This window comes from Mastigocladopsis repens PCC 10914 (genome assembly GCF_000315565.1).
Taxonomy (GTDB): Bacteria; Cyanobacteriota; Cyanobacteriia; order Cyanobacteriales; family Nostocaceae; genus Mastigocladopsis; species Mastigocladopsis repens.
On record NZ_JH992901.1, the window covers coordinates 2,346,024 to 2,365,059 of the forward strand.

The 19,036-nt window shown below is 42.6% G+C and carries 20 protein-coding genes, 1 other RNA gene and 1 pseudogene; 9 read left to right on the forward strand and 13 right to left on the reverse strand.

Annotation, left to right across the window (positions count from 1 at the left end):
- Positions 1–8: 8 nt before the first annotated feature.
- From MAS10914_RS0112565 to MAS10914_RS0112600, 8 genes are all read right to left on the reverse strand, one after another.
- Positions 9–794 carry a hypothetical protein gene (locus MAS10914_RS0112565; protein ID WP_017316294.1) on the reverse strand — a complete coding sequence of 262 codons (786 nt, stop codon included), beginning with the start codon at positions 792–794 and terminating at the stop codon, positions 9–11.
- A gap of 125 nt (positions 795–919) precedes the next feature.
- Positions 920–2,437 carry a rhomboid family intramembrane serine protease gene (locus MAS10914_RS0112570; protein WP_017316295.1) on the reverse strand — a complete coding sequence of 506 codons (1,518 nt, stop codon included), beginning with the start codon at positions 2,435–2,437 and terminating at the stop codon, positions 920–922.
- 159 nt (positions 2,438–2,596) lie between these two features.
- Positions 2,597–3,694 carry an AI-2E family transporter gene (locus tag MAS10914_RS0112575; protein ID WP_017316296.1) on the reverse strand — a complete coding sequence of 366 codons (1,098 nt, stop codon included), beginning with the start codon at positions 3,692–3,694 and terminating at the stop codon, positions 2,597–2,599.
- A gap of 505 nt (positions 3,695–4,199) precedes the next feature.
- Positions 4,200–5,120 (reverse strand): 50S ribosomal protein L11 methyltransferase, encoded by a 921-nt coding sequence (gene prmA / locus MAS10914_RS0112580; RefSeq protein ID WP_026082523.1) that lies wholly within the window; start codon positions 5,118–5,120, stop codon positions 4,200–4,202.
- A 78-nt stretch (positions 5,121–5,198) separates the two neighbouring features.
- Entirely contained in the window at positions 5,199–6,779 is a 1,581-nt protein-coding gene (gene serA / locus MAS10914_RS0112585) for a phosphoglycerate dehydrogenase (protein WP_017316298.1), read from the reverse strand.
- Positions 6,780–6,944: 165 nt separating this feature from the next.
- The gene (gene panB, locus MAS10914_RS0112590; protein ID WP_017316299.1) at positions 6,945–7,730 is read right to left on the reverse strand and encodes a 3-methyl-2-oxobutanoate hydroxymethyltransferase; all 786 of its coding nucleotides are present in this window, start codon (positions 7,728–7,730) and stop codon (positions 6,945–6,947) included.
- Positions 7,731–7,842: 112 nt separating this feature from the next.
- Positions 7,843–9,006: a ligand-binding sensor domain-containing protein gene (locus MAS10914_RS0112595; protein ID WP_017316300.1), complete on the reverse strand. Its 1,164-nt coding sequence runs from the start codon at positions 9,004–9,006 to the stop codon at positions 7,843–7,845.
- A 140-nt stretch (positions 9,007–9,146) separates the two neighbouring features.
- Positions 9,147–9,686 (reverse strand): GNAT family N-acetyltransferase, encoded by a 540-nt coding sequence (locus tag MAS10914_RS0112600; protein WP_017316301.1) that lies wholly within the window; start codon positions 9,684–9,686, stop codon positions 9,147–9,149.
- Positions 9,687–10,124: 438 nt separating this feature from the next.
- Here MAS10914_RS0112600 and MAS10914_RS0112605 point away from each other — a divergent pair, with 438 nt between their 5' ends.
- The 4 genes from MAS10914_RS0112605 (at position 10,125) to MAS10914_RS35525 (ending at position 12,791) form a co-directional block, all read left to right on the forward strand.
- Positions 10,125–11,555 carry a form I ribulose bisphosphate carboxylase large subunit gene (locus MAS10914_RS0112605; protein ID WP_017316302.1) on the forward strand — a complete coding sequence of 477 codons (1,431 nt, stop codon included), beginning with the start codon at positions 10,125–10,127 and terminating at the stop codon, positions 11,553–11,555.
- Positions 11,556–11,637: 82 nt separating this feature from the next.
- The gene (gene rcbX, locus MAS10914_RS0112610) at positions 11,638–12,045 is read left to right on the forward strand and encodes a RuBisCO chaperone RbcX (RefSeq protein WP_017316303.1); all 408 of its coding nucleotides are present in this window, start codon (positions 11,638–11,640) and stop codon (positions 12,043–12,045) included.
- Positions 12,046–12,158: 113 nt separating this feature from the next.
- Positions 12,159–12,494 (forward strand): ribulose bisphosphate carboxylase small subunit, encoded by a 336-nt coding sequence (locus MAS10914_RS0112615; RefSeq protein WP_017316304.1) that lies wholly within the window; start codon positions 12,159–12,161, stop codon positions 12,492–12,494.
- 72 nt (positions 12,495–12,566) lie between these two features.
- Positions 12,567–12,791, forward strand: a complete 225-nt coding sequence (locus tag MAS10914_RS35525; RefSeq protein WP_232224154.1) for a hypothetical protein — start codon at positions 12,567–12,569, stop codon at positions 12,789–12,791.
- 35 nt (positions 12,792–12,826) lie between these two features.
- Here the strand turns inward: MAS10914_RS35525 and MAS10914_RS32785 are convergent, their stop codons facing one another.
- On the reverse strand, positions 12,827–13,117 hold the full coding sequence (locus tag MAS10914_RS32785; protein WP_026082525.1) for a hypothetical protein: 291 nt from the start codon (positions 13,115–13,117) through the stop codon (positions 12,827–12,829).
- 457 nt (positions 13,118–13,574) lie between these two features.
- Here MAS10914_RS32785 and MAS10914_RS0112630 point away from each other — a divergent pair, with 457 nt between their 5' ends.
- Entirely contained in the window at positions 13,575–14,858 is a 1,284-nt protein-coding gene (locus MAS10914_RS0112630) for a ribulose bisphosphate carboxylase small subunit (protein WP_017316306.1), read from the forward strand.
- A 56-nt stretch (positions 14,859–14,914) separates the two neighbouring features.
- Here the strand turns inward: MAS10914_RS0112630 and MAS10914_RS0112635 are convergent, their stop codons facing one another.
- The 4 genes from MAS10914_RS0112635 to MAS10914_RS0112650 form a co-directional block, all read right to left on the reverse strand.
- Positions 14,915–15,475 carry a peptidoglycan-binding domain-containing protein gene (locus MAS10914_RS0112635; protein ID WP_017316307.1) on the reverse strand — a complete coding sequence of 187 codons (561 nt, stop codon included), beginning with the start codon at positions 15,473–15,475 and terminating at the stop codon, positions 14,915–14,917.
- Between the two features lie 146 nt (positions 15,476–15,621).
- Entirely contained in the window at positions 15,622–16,056 is a 435-nt protein-coding gene (locus MAS10914_RS0112640; RefSeq protein ID WP_017316308.1) for a hypothetical protein, read from the reverse strand.
- A 384-nt stretch (positions 16,057–16,440) separates the two neighbouring features.
- Entirely contained in the window at positions 16,441–16,848 is a 408-nt protein-coding gene (locus MAS10914_RS0112645) for a lysozyme inhibitor LprI family protein (protein ID WP_017316309.1), read from the reverse strand.
- A 73-nt stretch (positions 16,849–16,921) separates the two neighbouring features.
- A complete protein-coding gene (locus MAS10914_RS0112650) occupies positions 16,922–17,485 on the reverse strand; it encodes a 2'-5' RNA ligase family protein (protein ID WP_017316310.1) in 564 nt (187 codons plus the stop codon).
- A 112-nt stretch (positions 17,486–17,597) separates the two neighbouring features.
- Between MAS10914_RS0112650 and MAS10914_RS31550 the strand changes: the two are divergent.
- The 4 genes and pseudogenes from MAS10914_RS31550 (at position 17,598) to MAS10914_RS0112665 (ending at position 18,971) form a co-directional block, all read left to right on the forward strand.
- Positions 17,598–17,863, forward strand: a pseudogene (locus MAS10914_RS31550) (YciI family protein).
- Positions 17,864–17,899: 36 nt separating this feature from the next.
- Positions 17,900–17,996: signal recognition particle sRNA small type (gene ffs, locus MAS10914_RS32790), an RNA gene on the forward strand.
- A gap of 25 nt (positions 17,997–18,021) precedes the next feature.
- Positions 18,022–18,408 (forward strand): phasin family protein, encoded by a 387-nt coding sequence (locus MAS10914_RS0112660; RefSeq protein WP_017316311.1) that lies wholly within the window; start codon positions 18,022–18,024, stop codon positions 18,406–18,408.
- Positions 18,409–18,566: 158 nt separating this feature from the next.
- Positions 18,567–18,971 (forward strand): hypothetical protein, encoded by a 405-nt coding sequence (locus MAS10914_RS0112665; protein ID WP_017316312.1) that lies wholly within the window; start codon positions 18,567–18,569, stop codon positions 18,969–18,971.
- The last annotated feature ends 65 nt before the right edge of the window (positions 18,972–19,036 follow it).

Sequence of the window (19,036 nt, forward strand, 5' to 3'; positions counted from 1 at the left end):
TAAATAAGTTATTTTAGTTTTTCAATCATTAAAAAATATACAGTTTTTTTCTCAGCTTCTGGAAAATCTTCTCTCCATCTTCTTCCTCTAGCGCTTAACTTGGGCTGTCCAGCTATATCATTAAATACCCAAGGAGCATTACTGATTTTTTTTGTAAGACTTAAAGCTCTACTATGTTCACTATTGCTGTCTTGCCCAACCCACTGTCTTCTAATTGCTATCTTCAACTTTTGTTTATGTATGTCAAAGTATTCACTAAAAGAGTATACTTGAATATTACTACAACTTAAATCAGTTGCAGGTGCTTCCAGAATAAAAGCTGCTGGATGGTTTGACATTCCTAAGTTAGGACTTCCTCTCATCATCAGAAAATTTAATAAATCTTTGAAGTCTTGCTCTGAAAATAAATCTTCCCAAGGTCGATTTCTACTTGTTAACAAGCCTTGATGGAATTTATAAACTTCTTCGTCTATCTGATTAAGTTTTGATTCTGGGCTAGAAAATCCTAGTATTGAATAAACCTCAATAATATTTGCTCTTTGCAAGCGATTATATGCAAAACTGCCTCCTAATTGTTTGATTGAAACACCAACTCCATTCAAGTAGACATCAGCTTTTTTTCTAGCATCTTCCGTCGATATTTTCAGTAAGTCATCCAAAGTTTGTACTGGAAGATAGCCGTGCTCATTTAGTAAAGGCGCTCCAATCTCCCGTACTTGTCCAATGTGCTTTAAATCTATATTTTCAATATTTGAGAACAAAAATCTACATACCTCAATTTCATTGCCTGCCATATTATATTATTTTAAATGTCCAAATTTGTGTTTTGTTCTCTACTTAAGAACTAAAGGTGAATACTTACACTTACAACACGGCTCTTTGGTAGTAGGCATGGAATTGATAGATGAAAGCGAATCGCTTAACGTTCACCTAACCAATTCTGTCTTAAAATCATCCCCACCACAAAGCCAATCATCACCCCAGAAGTATGCCCAACAAAACTAACTTGTGGGGTAGTCAGGTCAAAGATAACTTGCAGCAAAATAAGTATTACAATTCCTCGCAAACTCCTAGCAGCTAGGCGCGTTTTTTTCCTTTGCCAATCTTGTAATAAAACGGCAGCAAAAGCCCCGACAAGACCCATCACACATCCCGATGCACCAACAACAAAATCAGCTTGAGAGTATCCCATCACTGCCATATAAGTAACAACCAGCATTGAGCCAATTGCACTGGTGAAGTACAACAGTAGAAATCGTGGTATTCCTAAGGCAAATTCTACCAAGCGACCAAATAAATAAAGACCCAGCATATTCATTAATAGATGCAAGAAACCGAAGTGAAGAAAGGCTGCTGTCAATACCCGCCACCAACTTCCAGTAACAACTTCTTCTGGAACTAATGCACCTAAACGGTATAAGTTATTTACGTTGGTGCTACCTCCAAGTTTCACTTCTAGGACAAAGGCAAGTACATTCAAACTGATAATAAAGTAAGTGGCGATCGCTTGACGTGGCTTGAGGCTGACTCCACCGCTATATCTTGCCTCATCCTCTATTTCCGTACTGATTTTGTCTAGAATCTGTTGGGATTTCTCAGTGAGTATTGATTCAGCTACAACCACTGGATTGGACAAACGCCTTGCAACTTCATTGCGGAGGCGAATATCACTTGTGTTACTTATACTTAAAAATTGCTCATGAGCTATGGAGTCTTTTCCAGCCGCTTGGTCAACTGTTGCGAGCCAAAATAGTTTGATCGTATTTGAATAGTTGGCTAGTGGACCAGTGAATAATCTTGCTACCTGTTCTGTTTGACCGCTGAAGGCTAGCACAAACATACGTGCTAGATTGCGTGTTCTGAGTTTAGGTATTTTTTCCAGACTAAGTTCATAGCGCTCCCATGCTTGAAGCATACCATTCAAATCGCCAGTCTCCCCAAGCGCTCTCAGGTAGCAGACCAGCATATCAAAATCTTTCTGCAATACTGTTTCTGATAGATTATCCTGTATCCACACCAGTAGTTCTTCCCAACGAGCATCCATCTGGTACAGGGAGACGGTTGCACAGCGACCAGTTGGTGTTGTCGCGGTTTGATAACGATCTAGAATGACAATAGCTTCAGCCATTGCTCCACGCTGACCCAATTCTAGAGCGTGTAATAATTCCGGTTGCTCACGCCAACCATCTACCGGATGAAGCCAGGAAATGAATTTAGCAACTCTGCTTGCTTGACCAAAACGTTGTTGAGCAACAAGTCGGTCAACTTTCCTAGTGCCAATATTGGGTACGATAACTAGAATTGCCCATAAGCATCCACCAATCAAGCCGCCTACAGCTGGAGTTAGATAGGACAAAACTGCAACTGCAACCAAGATTAATCCTGACACTATAATCCAGCCACGATTATTCCTAGCAGAAATACGAGATGCACTCATTATGGTCGAGACGCATGATAGACACACCATCCAAATCAGTATGTGATTGAGATCCATCGAATTTACACCAATCAGGAAAATCTTGGTTGTAGAGCAATTTCTATTATGATTCTCTTTTAAAGATGCGTGTAATATACCAAAAACTGATAACTGAAATGTTTATTCATTTATTAACATCTCTGGCAATTCTTCACCCTCAACAGCATTGTCAGAATAACCAGATACAGGAGGGACTTGCCAACCATCTATCGCATCTTTAATCACACCAGCCACAGGTACAGCAATCAGTAACCCTAAGACTCCTCCAATGTATGTTCCCAATAGCAAAGAAATTAAAACCCATATTGGTCTAAGTCCTGTAAAACTACCTAAGAGTCTCGGCGCAATAGCTTGATCAATTAACTGATCAATGACAACAGCTACAGCTAAAACCCTTGCTGCGAGCCAAAAATCATGTGACGCTATGATTGAAGTGATTACGGCAAGACTCACGACATCACCAAACGGAATTAAGCTCAAAATTCCTACTCCCAAACCGAAGAGTAAAGCAAACTGTACTTGCAGAACTAAAAACACTATTGTGAGTGAAATCCCCATCAGGAAAGCCAAAGCTACCTGACCAAGTAAGTAATTTTGAAAATTCTGCTGAATAGATTGTCTTAACTGCTGACCAAAACTTAATGGTAACTTTTTAAATATACTCTTCCAAATTCTATCGCCATCTAATAACAGATAAAAAGTCAGCACGACTGTAATTAAAGCTTCGGAAATACTATCAATGGTGTCTATTACCAGACTAAAGAGCTTATCGGCAAGATATTCTAATTCAGTAGGTAAGCGATTCGTTATTTGAGTAAATATCTGATTTAAATTAACTTTGAAACCATGAATAACTACCCAATGATTAAGATTTTGAAGTTTTTCTTCGCTAGAATCAATCCATTGAGGAAGAACTTTAACCATCTCATTAAACTGCTGGAAAATAATGGGGAATAGAGTTATACCTAAAGCAACTATAATCAATACAGTTGATAAAAAAACTAATATAATCGCATAGTTTCTTTTCATTCTCTGTTGTTGGAGAATCGAAACAGGATAATTCAGAATGAATGCTAACAAAGCTGCTAAAACAAAAGTTGTTACTAGGGGGTGAAAATAATCAAAAACTTGAAAGAATAGCCAGCCATTAAGAAAGACTAAAGGAAATAGTAGTGTCAAAATTAACAACTGCAGTAGTTTGCTTAGTGAAACATTCATATTACTTGATTAAAGTTTGTAGTTTTGACAATACCTATGAATAATATTAAATTTAGTTAATTACACTAAAAAAGAACCTTGGAAGGCAGGAGGGCGCCACTTCTTCAAGTGCTCCTGCTTTGACGGACAATTTTTTGGCTTTAAAGCTTAAGAATACAAGTTTTTTCTGCCATTTAACTCAGTGAGTCAAGATTTTACCAACAAAGAACTCAGGAGTCAGAACTCAGTAGTCAGAATATTAAACGCGCTCTTCGAGCATGAATTAAGAGTTCTGGTCTAGAATCTTGGTATAGCGCCCCGGGATTTATCCGTGGAGACTGATTAGCTACGCCCTTCGATATTCTCCTGGTGGTTGACCCCTCTAGCACATGAATTGTGTAGAGACGTTACAATGCAACGTCTCTACACACATGATTGATAAGTAAATTATCTTACCTGAACCGTATTGATATACGCCGTCAACTGCTTTACGCCTCGTTTACTCGCATCTGTCCAGCAAGTGCGCTTAAGAACGCCGCACATTCAAGCAACACCATTCTTTACGCCGCCAAAGAGTAGCAACCAGCCAGCCATGTTTCTCTAAAGTATCAGCAACAGCTTTGGATTGCTCAAGTAAAATGCCGCTGAAGATACCCCAAGTGCTGGGTTTACTGATAGCACTTATTTCTGGAACCAAATCTATAATTACATCAGCCAATATATTGCAGACGATACCATCCACTGGTTGCTCAACCAGTTTTGTCAAAACATCTACACTCCCCTCCGCCACCACCAAACGTTCTAGACTCACTCCGTTGAGTGCGGAGTTTTCTACGGTTGATTTTACTGCTAAGGGGTCAATATCCACTGCATAGACTTTCTTGGCTCCCAACAACACTGCCCCTATTGAAAGGATACCAGAACCACAACCAATATCGGCAATCTCCACATTTTGGCTTTCTTTTTCCTTCTCCTGGAAAGAAGCAGGTAACTCACTAAATCGCATTTCCAAGGATTCCAAGCATAACTGAGTTGTAGCATGAGTGCCTGTGCCAAAAGCTACACCTGGATCTAAGCGAAGAATGAGGCGAGCACTATTTTCTGGTATTGGTAGCCATGCAGGGTTAATCAGGAAGCGATCGCCAATTTCCTGAGGTTGCCAATGTTGTTTCCAGCTACTCGCCCAATCTTGCTCATCAATCAATTGCCACTGTACAACAGGTACAGAAAATCCCATACATAGAGCATCTTGACGCAGCCAGAGCGAGAGTGCAGCCAAGTCTAGAAGCTGGGCTTGGAACTGCGGCAAGTAACTCCTTACTATACTGTCGTTTCCTTTTTTTTCACTAGCTGTTCCACGAAAGCCAAAATTTTGCAGACGCCAAAAGATGGACTCTTCTAGCTCTGTCTCACATAGAATTTGTAGTTCCCACCAGGTGTTTGCCATAAAAAAAAGTAAAAAGTAAAAAGGCAAAAGTCAAAAGAAAGAGGTTTTCTTTTTACTTTCGACTTTTTACCTTTGCCCTTATAGTGTTACCGTGTATGCATCACGAATTCCCGGCACTTTGGTAATCTCAGACAAAATTCCATCGGGTAAGGGGTCATCAAGGCTGAGAACCATCACCGCATCACCACGAACGATTTTGCGACCTACTTGCATACTGGCAATATTGACATTAAAACTGCCAAGTAGGGAACCGAGTTTGCCAATAATCCCTGGCATATCGCGGTGCAGGGTGAATAGCATATGTTGACTGGGGGGAACGTTAATCGGGAAACCGTCCAGATTGGTGAGGCGGATTTCCCCGTCGCCCAACAAAGCACCCGTAACAGCATGAGTTCCCAAAGAACCTGTAGCTTCTAAATGCAGAGAACCAGCATAGTCTTTGATTGAAGCATCCCGTGTTTCAATGACGCGAATCCCGCGCTCTTTTGCTTCAATGCTGGCATTAACATAATTTACCCGTTCCCTCAGAGCTTGGTAAAGTAGACCTTTTAGGGCTGCTATCACCAAAGGCTGACTCTTGTTTGTTGCTAGTTCACCTTGCAGCCGGACGTTGAGCAATTCCACCCGTCCACCAGCCAACTGTCCCGCCAAGGTTCCCAAGGTTTCTGCCAGTTGCATGTAGGGTTTGAGTTGTTCTATCACGTCAGGACTCAGTCCGGGAATATTCACTGCTGAACGTGCTGGGAGTCCTAACAACACATCCCGAATTTGTTCAGCAACGTCAATTGCCACATTGACTTGTGCTTCTGTTGTCGAAGCGCCCAAGTGTGGAGTCAGGATGACTTCTTTACCCAGTGATTTTAATAAGGAATCGCCCAACGGTTCTATCTCATACACATCCAGTGCCGCACCAGCAATTTTACCCTCCTTAAGAGCGACTGCTAAAGCTTCCTCATCAATGATGCCACCACGAGCGCAGTTGATAATGCGGGCGGTGGGTTTCATTTTTGCCAACCTTGCGGTGTTAATTAAGTGGGTGGTTTCTGAGGTTTTGGGTATATGTAGCGTGATGTAATCTGCTTGCTGTATCAATAAATCTAACTCTACTAATTGACAGCCAATTTGTTCTGCCCTTTCGGTAGAGATGAAGGGGTCATAAGCTAATAGTTTCATCCCCATTGCCTTGGCAACCGCAGCAACATGGGAGCCAATTTTACCTAAGCCTACAATGCCCAAAGTTTTTTTGTATACTTCTGCACCAATAAAGGTTTTGCGATCCCACTCACCGCGTTTCACTGAAGCATTGGCATCAGGGATGTAGCGAGACAAAGACATCATCATAGCAAGTGCGTGTTCTGCTGCGGCGATTGTGTTCCCCTCTGGAGAATTGACAACTACAATTCCCTTGCGAGTGGCAGCTGCGACATCGACATTATCCACCCCCACACCAGCACGACCGATAATTTTTAACTGCGTCCCAGCTTCAATAATTTCTTTGGTAACACGAGTACCAGAGCGAATCATCAGTGCGTCGTACTCACCAATGATTTCTATGAGTTCCTCTGGTTTTAATCCTGTTTTCACATCTACAGAGGCAACTTGGGAAAGAATGTCAATCCCAGCTTGGTCAATTGGATCGGAGACAAGAACCTTAGACATGATTGCTTATTTTAAAGCTAGAGGTATTCCGGAAGACGGATTTTCCAGTTTAGACTGTAACGCTTGCAATTTAGTAGGAATGATAACTTTTTATATGCAGTAAGTGACGCCCGCCTCTGTTAATGATGCTACTAGAGGGTCAGTTTTGACACTCCCCACGCCTAGCTACCCATTACCCAGTGGTGGAAACTTGCGCTCTCTAACTTCAGTACTATAATCCTGCACGGCTTTAGTAATCGTTTCCCGCAAATTAGTATAAATTTTAGCAAATGGTGGCTGCTTTTCTGAAAGTCCTAATAAATCAGAAGTAACTAAAACCTGACCATTACAGTGGGGTCCTGCACCAATGCCAATCGTGGGAATACTAAGTTTTTGGGTAATCTGCGATGCTAACTCAGCAGGGATATGCTCTAACACGATCGCAAATGCACCCGCTTGTTCTAGGGCGATCGCTTCTTGTAAAATATTCTCCCCTGCTTCCTCAGTCTTCCCCTGCTGCTTCAATCCAAGTTGATGGATCGATTGCGGTGTCAAACCCACATGACCCATCACCGGAATTCCAGCTTGCACTAAACGGGCGACGGTTTCTGCCATTGCTGGATATCCACCCTCCAACTTTACCGCTTGAGCGCCCGTCTCTTTCAGCGCCCGTCCAGCTGAGTGCATCGCTTGCTCTTGACTTTCTTGATACGTCAAAAATGGTAAATCTACGACCATTAATGCTCTTTTCACACCGCGACGCACTGCTTTGGCATGGTGGAGCATCTCCTCTAAGGTAACTGGTAGTGTTGTTTCATACCCCAGCACCACCGCCATCGTATCCCCTACGAGGATTAAGTCTACTCCAGCTGCATCTAATATTCGGGCGATCGCATAATCCCAAGCGGTCAATGCCACAATTGAACGTCCCTGTTGTTTCCATTGGATTAGTTGCTGGGTGGTGACAGCCATTTTCGATTTTTAATATATAAATTTAGATTATAGATTGGGGAGTGTTAGTTGTTAGTTGTAGAGACGCGCCATGGCGCGTCTCTACATTTGTTAGTTGTCTAATACCCACTCACTACTTCACAGCGCGAGTGAAAGCCAAATGAGGTTTTGCACCTTGCATTTTAGGCATTAACCAAGCTAGACCTTCACTAGTACCAATCCACAACTTATTACCTATGTCAGCAGCAAGGCTGAGAACACGGCTAGAAGGAAGACCGGGAACTTGATCTAGCATGGCACCAGTATATGGATTTAATCGTAGCAAACCATTATTAGTCCCAACCCAGACACTACCATCTTTAGCAAAACGTATAGCTGTGACATTACGTCCACGCAAGGGAGTTACAGACCGCAACACCATACCAGTTTTTGGGTTAATAACGAGCAAATTGTTTGGCATTCCAGCCCAAATTAACCCTTGTGGGCTAATAGCTAGAGCTTGTACAGTCGTTCCTGGTAAATTGTCAATCCGCTTTATGATATAAGCGTTAGCGGTATTAACTCGCACCAATCCATCAAGGGTTCCTGCCCAAAGTTGACCTTCAGCATCTAAAGTCATCGCATTGGCGCTGACACCGGGAAGGTTCTTTAATGTTGTCATGCTCAAGCCTTGGTCTGGGCTAATTAAGGCTAAACCGTTATCTGTTCCTGCCCACACATAACCCCGCTTGTCAACTAATAACGATAGCACTCGTTTAGAAGGCAAAAATAAATTCTGTGCTGTTATTTCGCTACTGCGGGGGTCTACTCGCTGTAAACCTTCATAGGTTCCTACCCACAAGCGTCCTACTTTGTCTTGGGCTAAGGCACCAATAGTTACATTCGGTAAACTAACGCGGGCTAGAATTTTGCCAGTATTCGGGTCAATCCGCGACAACCCCCGCCAAGAACCTACCCAGAGATTACCTGTATAATCTTCCTGCAAGGCACTAATGCGGTAATCAGTTTCTTGCAAACTCTCTTGCAGTTGCCGTTCATCGGGTAAAGAGTCTTGGCGCGGCGGCGGTGGAGAAGGTGGGTATGCAGGTATTAACTCGGATGGCTCAACGTTGAGGAGCCTTTGTGCAAGAATACTTTGACGACTACTTTTTTGAGATGTCACTGGAATTGCCATTGCTACGGTAGCTATATTCGGCAGAGCTACCAACCCCAGAAGAATAAAACTAATAAATAAACTAGTACGCTTGCAAAACAATACCACGGTCACACTTCCTTTGGAGACAATTCCTATAGCCATTGCCTAAACAGGCTTTGGGTTAATTTCAGTGTTCCCTTGGTTGGTCTGTTTATTTGCAATTTTTCTGAACTCAGGGTGGTCAAGGTGTAAAAAAATATTTTCTATTTTTATTCTTCTTTACTCTTCTTCATCTATGCTCCTCATTTCTTATTCTTCGTTATCATTAGCCAATCTTCTCGACTAATGCCGTAGATTACCGCCTCACTTCCAAAAAGTTCTGTCTTTCCTTGTGGTTTTTCCCCTAATTTCTGGGCAACTCGTATTGACGGAGCATTCTCCGGACGAATCAAACTGATCACATGAGATTGTTGCAAGTTGCCAAAAGCATAGTCCATCGCCGCCTTTGCGGCTTCAGTGGCAAAGCCACGTCCCCAATAACCTCGCCGCAACGTCCAACCAATCTCAAATCCAGGCCACCCCTCAGGTTGCCAGCAGCCTATCCGACCAATCATCTCACCACTAGAACGTTCCTCAACAGCCCACATACCATAGCCTCGCAATTGCCAATGACCAACAATCATTGCCATATTTCGCCAAGATTCCTCACGAGACAAGGGTTTTCCAGCAGCGATGTAGCGCATGACGTCGGCGTTGCTGCACATTTCGGCGTAAGCGCCAAGATCTTCTTCACGAAATCCACGCAAGAGCAAGCGCTGGGTTTCAAGTTGAGGAATATGCATAGGATTTATGCACCATGCTTGTTTGTTGATACTAAGTGTGGGGTATCGGGTGTAATGGGTTTTTCCCTACATCCTAATTCAAAGGCATTTATTATTACACGCTTTTTGTAAAGCTTTCTTAATAAAATGTTAAAAATGATAATTAATAACAAATTTAAATACAAAAGTTAAAAAGATTCAAAGAATAACTTATTAGATTCTTGATATATTGTGAAACAGGCTACAAATTACGTGATGTGCGACTTGTGTCTTTCACTCATCAATCTGTGAATTTCCGTCAATAGTTGCAGAAAAATAGCAAATCTTTGCAATAAGCAACCCCTAACAAACGATTTTTCCTTATTTCTTCCCCACTCATAGGGGACGCTTTTGCGGTGAGGGAAAGTTGCACGGGACGTAATTTGTTAAGTAAAAAGAGAAATTTGTTGGAAGGAAACTATGTCTTACGCTCAAACGAAGACTCAGACAAAATCAGGGTATCAAGCAGGGGTAAAAGATTATAGATTAACTTATTACACCCCCGATTACACACCTAAAGATACAGATGTTTTAGCGGCATTCCGCGTTACACCCCAACCTGGAGTTCCACCCGAAGAGGCTGGCGCTGCTGTGGCTGCTGAGTCTTCCACTGGTACTTGGACAACCGTATGGACGGACTTGCTCACCGACCTAGATCGCTACAAAGGTCGTTGCTATGACATCGAACCAGTTGCTGGCGAAGACAACCAGTACATTTGCTACGTCGCCTATCCTCTGGATCTGTTTGAAGAAGGCTCTGTCACCAATATGTTTACCTCAATTGTAGGTAACGTGTTTGGTTTCAAAGCTCTCAAAGCACTGCGTCTGGAAGACTTGCGGATTCCTGTTGCTTACCTCAAGACATTCCAAGGACCTCCCCACGGTATCCAAGTTGAGCGCGACAAACTGAACAAGTACGGTCGTCCGCTGTTGGGTTGTACGATTAAGCCCAAGTTGGGTCTGTCTGCGAAGAACTACGGACGCGCTGTATACGAGTGCTTGCGCGGTGGTTTGGACTTCACCAAAGATGACGAAAACATCAACTCCGCACCATTCCAACGGTGGCGCGATCGCTTTACGTTCGTCGCTGAAGCTATCCACAAAGCACAAGCTGAAACTGGTGAAATCAAAGGTCACTACCTGAACGTCACCGCTCCCACTTGTGAAGAAATGCTGAAGCGGGCTGAGTACGCTAAAGAACTCAAAATGCCCATCGTCATGCACGACTACCTGACCGCAGGCTTCACCGCCAACACCACATTGGCTCGCTGGTGCCGTGATAACGGCATTCTACTGCACATCCACCGCGCTATGCACGCTGTTATCGACCGTCAAAAGAACCACGGTATCCACTTCCGTGTCTTGGCTAAGGCTCTGCGGATGTCCGGCGGTGACCACATCCACACCGGAACTGTGGTTGGTAAGTTGGAAGGTGAGCGCGGTATCACAATGGGCTTCGTTGACCTACTGCGCGAAAACTATGTTGAGCAAGACAAGTCTCGCGGTATCTACTTCACCCAAGACTGGGCTTCTATGCCTGGTGTGATGGCTGTTGCTTCCGGTGGTATCCACGTATGGCACATGCCAGCGCTGGTAGAAATCTTCGGTGATGACTCTGTGCTGCAATTTGGTGGTGGTACTCTGGGTCACCCTTGGGGTAACGCTCCCGGTGCTACCGCTAACCGCGTCGCCTTGGAAGCTTGTATTCAAGCTCGTAACGAAGGTCGCAGCTTGGCTCAAGAAGGAAACGACGTTATCCGCGAAGCCGCTAAGTGGAGTCCAGAACTGGCTGTTGCTTGCGAACTGTGGAAGGAGATTAAGTTCGACTTTAAACCAGTTGATACCGTTTGATAATCAAGTAAAAGGTAAAAAGGTAAAAGGTAAAGGAAAATAACCCTTTTTACTTTTTACTTATTTAGGGCTGGGGTCAAGCATGGATATCAAGCAAATTGCGAAGGACACAGCCAAGACGCTACAAAGCTACTTGACTTATCAGGCACTGAGAACTGTGTTGGCTCAACTGGGCGAAACCAATCCTCCTTTGGCACTTTGGCTACAACGCTTTTCTGCCGACAAAATTCAGGATGGAGAAGCATACATTGAGATGCTTTTCCAAGAGAAGCCTGATTTGGCTTTGCGGATCATGACTGTTAGAGAACACATAGCCGAAGAAGTCAGCGAGTTTTTGCCCGAAATGGTTCGCACTGGCATTCAGCAAGCCAACATGGAACACCGTCGCCAGCATCTTGAGCGAATAACGCAAATAGATGTATCAACTCCCAGCCCGGAACCGGAACAACAAGCAACTTCAGATCCAAATCTGGATAACTCATCCAGTTAAAAGTGGTTAGTGGTTAGTGGTTAGTGGGTCGTAGAACAACCAACCACTAACAATTAATAACTAACAACTTCGTTAACTCAGTAGTAAAAACCAAAACCCATTATCAATCAGCTATGCAAACCCTACCAAAAGAGCGTCGTTACGAAACCCTTTCCTACCTACCTCCCCTGAGTGATGCTCAAATTGCCAAGCAAATCCAGTACATCCTGAATCAAGGTTATATTCCAGCAATTGAGTTTAACGAACAGTCTGAACCCACTGACTGCTACTGGACAATGTGGAAACTACCTTTGTTTAGTGCTAGAACCACTCAAGAAGTACTGAACGAAGTGCAATCTTGCCGTTCTCAGTATGGCAATTGCTTTATCCGCGTTGTTGGTTTCGATAACATTAAGCAGTGCCAAATTCTCAGCTTTATCGTTCACAAACCCAATAGCAGCAGATACTAAAGTTGGTAAGTTGGAATTAATTTTGAGAAATCTGTAAGTGATTTATCTATTCCCCCAATAGGATTAGGAGAGGTGGAATTATCTACCTCTCTTTTTTACACCATGACTTTGAAAAAGCCTAATGTTCACGTTCTATCTGCGATTGCTGTAAGAAGTGTCTTGGGAATTTACGCAGACATCCAATCAACATCTCATCTAGATCTTTTCTGGGTAGAGTTATTATTTTTAGATTATGCTTCTCATCACGTTTCTCCTGGAATCAGCGTACACTCACGCTTAGTTCTAGAGGAAATTTGAATATAACACAGCCTGATCACCTAGGGTAGGAAGCTCTACCGCTGCTGGGTTGAGAAGTACAAAAGAAAGCGCTCACGCTTGAACACAAGGCGATCGCCACTAGAGTTGCTAGAATCCAGAGAGCTTGTTGGCTGATTCTTATTAACCTTTACGCCAGGAACTGGCATCTGGAGTAGCAACGGCGTCCAAACAGCAATACATCCTATGGTTAAAATATTTTTCAGTATAACCCTGCGAGCATTTTTTTTATTTGATTTTGGTACTACTGTTTGACTACAAACTGTCTGTGGCGACCAAAAATGGTCATTAAAATTATAGTAGCTCACTCACGAACTCTCTTTGTACACTAAAAGATACCAAATTCTACCAAACACCTCTCCGGAATTTATTAAGATTTTAAGAAAAATGATGAAGAGAAGTTAATTGAAGGAGCTATTTGTACAGAGGCTACAACTCAAGTATCATTTACAGCAGTAGTCAGAAGTCAGAAGTCAGAAGCGGAGCCACCAGATGCTCCGCCTCCGGTCAGAAGTAAAATTGGCTCTGCTGTCTGGCTTTTCGACAAAGCGCGTTGTACTTCATTTACTTGCAATGTGCTGTATGTATAATTACTGAGATAACCAGAGAATATGGTCTTTATCTCAAAATAGATGAAAATTAGTAGCTAAAAAAAATTAAGATTAACTTAAGGAAGCCAATCCACCTATCCGAAAATAGCTGTTGGTTTTCGGTTGGCAGCCATCACTAATCCCTATCAGGGCTTGAAATTATCTGTAAAGATTTATGAGTTACTACATTTCCCCCCGCTTTTTGGATAAACTTGCAGTTCACATTACCAAAAACTACCTTGACCTTCCTGGTGTCCGAGTTCCCTTAATTTTGGGAATTCACGGACGCAAAGGCGAGGGTAAGTCTTTTCAATGTGAGTTAGTCTTCGAGAGGATGGGTATCGAAGTAACTCATATCTCTGGCGGCGAACTGGAAAGTCCAGATGCAGGAGATCCAGCACGTCTGATTCGTCTGCGCTATCGAGAAACAGCGGAACTCATTCGTGTGCGCGGCAAAATGTGCGTGCTGATGATTAACGATTTGGATGCAGGCGCAGGACGCTTTGATGAAGGCACTCAGTACACAGTTAATACTCAGTTGGTGAATGCCACACTGATGAATATTGCTGATAATCCTACCGATGTGCAACTCCCCGGTAGTTACGACGCAACGCCTTTACATCGTGTACCGATTCTTGTGACAGGTAATGATTTCTCCACCCTCTATGCGCCGCTGATTCGGGATGGTCGCATGGAGAAATTTTACTGGAACCCAGACCGAGATGATAAAGTTGGCATTGTCGGCGGGATTTTTGAACCGGATGGACTTTCACGCCAAGAAGTTGAAAAGCTAGTGAATACGTTCTCAAATCAGGCAATAGACTTCTTCGGCGCTTTGCGTTCCCGAATTTACGACGAACAAATCCGCAACTTTATACATGAAATAGGAATTGAGCGTGTATCTCAACGTGTGGTTAACAGCACTGAAGGTCCACCACAATTCAGAAAGCCAAATTTCAACTTGTCTCACTTAATTGAGATAGGCAATTTAATGGTTGGTGAACAGCAGCAAGTGCAGAATTCTCAGTTGGTTGATGAGTACAATCGATTGAATAGAGGCAGAAATTATCAACCTGCACCTCCACCACCTGTTGATACAGTAGTACCTAATCAAATAACCAATAGCTCAAACCCATCCCAAAGAGACAATGGACACCAGAAACACCACGTATCAGATACTCATTTAACTTTGGAGACACAAGAACAGATACGTGAAATTTTGTCACAGGGTTACAAAATAGCCATTGAACACGTAGACGAACGACGATTCCGCACAGGTTCTTGGCAAAGTTGCGCCATTGGTACAATTGATGGCAAATCAGATGCAATATCAGCTTTGGAATCTTGTTTAACAGAGTATGACGGCGAGTATGTACGCTTGGTAGGAATTGATCCAAAGGCGAAACGGCGAGTTGTAGAAAAGATTATTCAACGCCCGAATGGGAAAGTTGCTAGTTGATAATACAATCTTCAGTAGTGCTGAGTCATTTCCACTCAGCACTATTTTTGTGCAAACTAATCTGGTAGCACAATTTTGGCAGGAGTTTCTTGTGAGACTCGCTCGATTTCAAAATCTTCAATATTGCCTTCAAAGCGATTGAAGATAATTCGGATTTCGTCATAGGCGATCGCGCTGGAGGCTCCGCTTGGTGTGCTACACTTAACCCGCATCAAGGTTTGAAACCCACCAAATTCTTCGTTGATATAAAAGCTTCTTGTGCAATCAAAACGAACAAAGTTTTCTAGTGCGACCTGATTTAGTGCAGCTACACCCAAGCGACTGTTAATGAGTTCTTTAATTTCATCTGTCTCTTCTGCTTGTGTCATCCGTCGCCATCTGGTTGCTGGCTGTTTATTTAATAGTTCATTCAATTTAGACCATGTTGTGGAACCAACAATTCCATCAGCAACAAGCCCTTGCGCCTGCTGAAATTTAATCACGGCTGCTTTGGTTTGTGATCCAAAAATGCCATCAGCAGCACCAGAGTAAAAATTAAGTTTTTTCAATGCTTCTTGTAGCTTGATGACTTCTGCTCCTTTTGAGCCTTCTTTGAGAATCACGGAATTTGTTGTCATGATACTCACCTTTGTTTTGTTTGTTCATAAATCTTATCTTGTCACAATCATGACTGACACTAAGCAAAAGAAAATAGGTGAGGAGTTAGTCCTCACCCATCTACTGTACAACCTGTTTTTAAGACACTATCCAAACTTCACAGGAATTAAACTAGAAAAAACTCTTCTAAAACTGGATAAAGCTTTGTTGCAATATATTCAAATTCTTTTTCCAAGATTGAGGGAGGGGTAATATCTCTCTTGTTATTTATACTCCAGAATAGGTAGCCATTAGAGTGATAAAACACAGAATATTTCTTATCCTCAAATCGCGTTTCTATGCTTAGACATCTAGAATGAGCATAAAAATCTATATCTAAAGAGATAGTGCCTTGCCGGTGGAAGCTACTTGTATTCGTAACTAAAATGTTAGTCCCACAATTTTTATTACCTTGAAATTTAAGCGAGAGTTTTTGCTTGATTGGTGGTTGGCGATAACTACATATGAATCGAAATTCAGGAAAAGCCTGTGCTGCAATTTCAGTAGATACTACCTCAAAATCCAAAGATAAAGTGTTATTCATAGCTTCACGCATATTCATAATAATGCCCTTAAAGTTTCTATCGGTTGATGACAAAGGAATCCACAAATTAACAGTATTTAGGACAGCGCGTTGCTGGTCTCTATGATGTTTATTTTAGTTAAATTTTGCAAGTTATGTTTCACGAATTCCCTTTTTTAGCTTTAATAAAGCCTATGATAATAATCACAATTAACAATATCTGCAATTTGGCAGAGATACTTTGCAATATTACGTCGGCGAAAGAAAAAAGCAGTCAGAACTTCCGCAGAGGCGATTGCACGTCAGGGCAAGGCACACGCCGAAGGCGAACGTAAAAGCGTGTCCCCTACCTCCTCTGCCCTAAGCTGTGCGGGCTTAGGTGTGCCGAAGGCATAGGGCAATTAAGCTTTTGCGTAATTTTTACTACCGGGATGATATAAAATTTTCTAAATCTTTTGTACGTTGAGTTGTTAAGCGCTCTAGGCACCCATTACGAAAGATTTCATAACCTGTCCCACCACGGTTACCATAAACCTCAAAATCACAGTTGTTATCGCGAAACTTAATCCACGCTTGCTGTGCTGCTGTTAGTATTTGCTTCTGCTCACTATTTAAGCTAGATATAACTTTTTTATACACTTGATTTAGTCGTTTATCTGCGGCTTGATACGACTGCTGAGAACAGTATTTCATTTCTGGTGTCGAGGCTGCCTTATTGCAGTCAATTTTTTGACTCATTGTCTCTCCTAACGCTGCTGGAGTGTGACTTGCTACAACGAAAAATAGGGAGTTAGCTATGAGTATGAGTGCAAGAGTTCCTTTTTTAGACATCTTTTTCTCTTCTATTTTAAAATCTCTCTTAAGAGAGATGATAATATATCATATTTGATATTTTCTCCCTGAGTCAGGGAGTGGAAGATAAAAAGGGAAACTCAGTTTTGACATTCCACCGCTTACCATCATGCAGCAACAGCGTTAAGCAGGAAGCAGTAAACTCAAAATACAGCGGACGCTTTTCAAATTCAGACCAAGCAGCTTTAAAGTTTTGCCTTGTTAAATCTTTAAACGCAACCGTCATGTGAGGAGCAAAGGGACGAGTTTTCCCCACCTTGTCAACAATTTCCAAGTTGCTCTCCAGATGCGCCATTAAATCAGCCTGTAAAGCCTGCAGTTCTGGAGTTCTGTCCACATTAATATAAATGACGCGGGGGGCAAAGGCAGCAAACCCATTTAGTACGATAGGCACTGACTCTCGACGACAAGCAAAATCTCCAAGGCATTTTTCCAGTTTTGGCACGTTGACATCAACCCATTCAAAGGGTGGTTGCAGGGTGATGTGCGGTGGAGATTTTTGTGCGTGACGACTGGCATACTGATCAGCAAAGTATTGCTTAATTTGGTTAGCGTAGTCTTGAATTTCCTGCGATGGCAGAAGGGCTATAAAAAAAAGTCTCTGTGATGGCAGCATTTATCAAGAGTAGGGGCAGATTATTGGTCTTTGAATTTTATGCACGGTAGCTTAAAAAGCAGACCATAGCCCTGAAAATATTACAGCATAGGGTTTTAAGAGGTTACAAGTCATGCCCACTTTTGTGAAGATAGAAGAAGGCAAAGTTGACAAGTCCACCTTTGACCAATACGTAAGCGCCCATAAGGTTTACGTACAGGGGTTGAATGCCAAAGGACACAAAGCTAAAACTGGCTACTGGGCGCAAAGGGCGGGGGCATGATGCTGTTTAAAGCAACCTCCATGGAAGAGGCTGAAGCTATTGTAGCTGGTGATCCATTGGTACAAAACGACTGCGTTAACTATAAGCTTTACGAGTGGAAAATTGTAGTCAAATAACACACAGTCAGAAAAATTAATGCTATTGTGTTTATAGACCTGGATCTACGCGGCTGCAACGCCCAAACTTTGTCAGGACCGGAAGGTAGCAGCAATACGGGATGCTTGTAGCAGGCGTAGTCTCCGGGTCGCCCCATTTTAGGAGCGCAAGAGCTACAATGCCCGGTTTTGGAGATATTGTTAAAAAAGCTTTTTACCTTGGTGTTGGGTTGGCTTCTTACGCGGGAGAGAAAGCAGGCGGGACAATAAGCGAACTGCGATCGCAAGTCCAAAAGCTGGCAGATGAAATGGTTGCGCGGGGAGAAATGACGACAGATGAAGCCCGGCGCTTTGTCGAAGACATGATGAAGCAAGCCCAGCAAGCACCGACATCTGATGTAACAGCGAACAAAACACCTCCCTCTGAACCTCGTCGCATAGAAATAATAGAGGAAGATGAACCAACTACCGTAAAAGTGACCCAACCCACAGAGGATGTTGATAAGATGCGTGAGCAAGTCAGACAAATGCAGGAAGAACTGCGTAAGTTGCAACGCGATAAGTAGTAGGAAATTAGCTTGTAGTAGCACTTTAACGTAGCGCCAAAATATTTCATAATAATGTAAAATTTTTATTCAAACACAATCCTCAGGGTGTACAAAAGTGCTTCAAGCCATATAGCATTAAGCGTCCAGTAAATAAATTGAGTAAGGACGTGGGGTTTATGGAAAAGTGGCAAAAAGAGTTTTGGGACATGATAGAAACAGTGGCTGATGAAGTAGAAAGCTTCTTCCTGGGGATGACGGAAATAGTAGACTCATTTTTTGAGCTAACAGAAGAAATTACCGATCAAGTACAAAATACCATCGCCACTGAGGTAGAGCAATATTTGCAGGAACTGACTGAACCACTTTTAGAAGTTTACTGGGAACTAGAAGACATTATCGTAGATGATGTTGACCTGGGTTTTCCTTATTCAGTTGAACCCTGTGCAGAAAAAAATCCCGCTTGCGTTGGTTGTCGTCACTACCACGGTCAAGCGTATAGTGGGAATTTGTTAGTTTGCGGTATGCATCCTTATGGCTGGGAAGATGAAAATTGCCCAGATTGGGAACAAGAAGAGTTATAAGTTTGGTGTTAGTAGTTATTAGTATTTTTTGACAACTAACTACTAACGACTAACCACTAACAAGA

Coding starts and splice junctions, on each gene's coding strand:
- MAS10914_RS0112565 (WP_017316294.1), bottom strand. CDS start 794: ATGGCAGGCAATGAAATTGAGGTATGTAGATTTTTGTTCTCAAATATT.
- MAS10914_RS0112570 (WP_017316295.1), bottom strand. CDS start 2,437: ATGAGTGCATCTCGTATTTCTGCTAGGAATAATCGTGGCTGGATTATA.
- MAS10914_RS0112575 (WP_017316296.1), bottom strand. CDS start 3,694: ATGAATGTTTCACTAAGCAAACTACTGCAGTTGTTAATTTTGACACTA.
- prmA (WP_026082523.1), bottom strand. CDS start 5,120: ATGGCAAACACCTGGTGGGAACTACAAATTCTATGTGAGACAGAGCTA.
- serA (WP_017316298.1), bottom strand. CDS start 6,779: ATGTCTAAGGTTCTTGTCTCCGATCCAATTGACCAAGCTGGGATTGAC.
- panB (WP_017316299.1), bottom strand. CDS start 7,730: ATGGCTGTCACCACCCAGCAACTAATCCAATGGAAACAACAGGGACGT.
- MAS10914_RS0112595 (WP_017316300.1), bottom strand. CDS start 9,006: ATGGCTATAGGAATTGTCTCCAAAGGAAGTGTGACCGTGGTATTGTTT.
- MAS10914_RS0112600 (WP_017316301.1), bottom strand. CDS start 9,686: ATGCATATTCCTCAACTTGAAACCCAGCGCTTGCTCTTGCGTGGATTT.
- MAS10914_RS0112605 (WP_017316302.1), top strand. CDS start 10,125: ATGTCTTACGCTCAAACGAAGACTCAGACAAAATCAGGGTATCAAGCA.
- rcbX (WP_017316303.1), top strand. CDS start 11,638: ATGGATATCAAGCAAATTGCGAAGGACACAGCCAAGACGCTACAAAGC.
- MAS10914_RS0112615 (WP_017316304.1), top strand. CDS start 12,159: ATGCAAACCCTACCAAAAGAGCGTCGTTACGAAACCCTTTCCTACCTA.
- MAS10914_RS0112630 (WP_017316306.1), top strand. CDS start 13,575: ATGAGTTACTACATTTCCCCCCGCTTTTTGGATAAACTTGCAGTTCAC.
- MAS10914_RS0112635 (WP_017316307.1), bottom strand. CDS start 15,475: ATGACAACAAATTCCGTGATTCTCAAAGAAGGCTCAAAAGGAGCAGAA.
- MAS10914_RS0112640 (WP_017316308.1), bottom strand. CDS start 16,056: ATGAATATGCGTGAAGCTATGAATAACACTTTATCTTTGGATTTTGAG.
- MAS10914_RS0112645 (WP_017316309.1), bottom strand. CDS start 16,848: ATGTCTAAAAAAGGAACTCTTGCACTCATACTCATAGCTAACTCCCTA.
- MAS10914_RS0112650 (WP_017316310.1), bottom strand. CDS start 17,485: ATGCTGCCATCACAGAGACTTTTTTTTATAGCCCTTCTGCCATCGCAG.
- MAS10914_RS0112660 (WP_017316311.1), top strand. CDS start 18,022: ATGCCCGGTTTTGGAGATATTGTTAAAAAAGCTTTTTACCTTGGTGTT.
- MAS10914_RS0112665 (WP_017316312.1), top strand. CDS start 18,567: ATGGAAAAGTGGCAAAAAGAGTTTTGGGACATGATAGAAACAGTGGCT.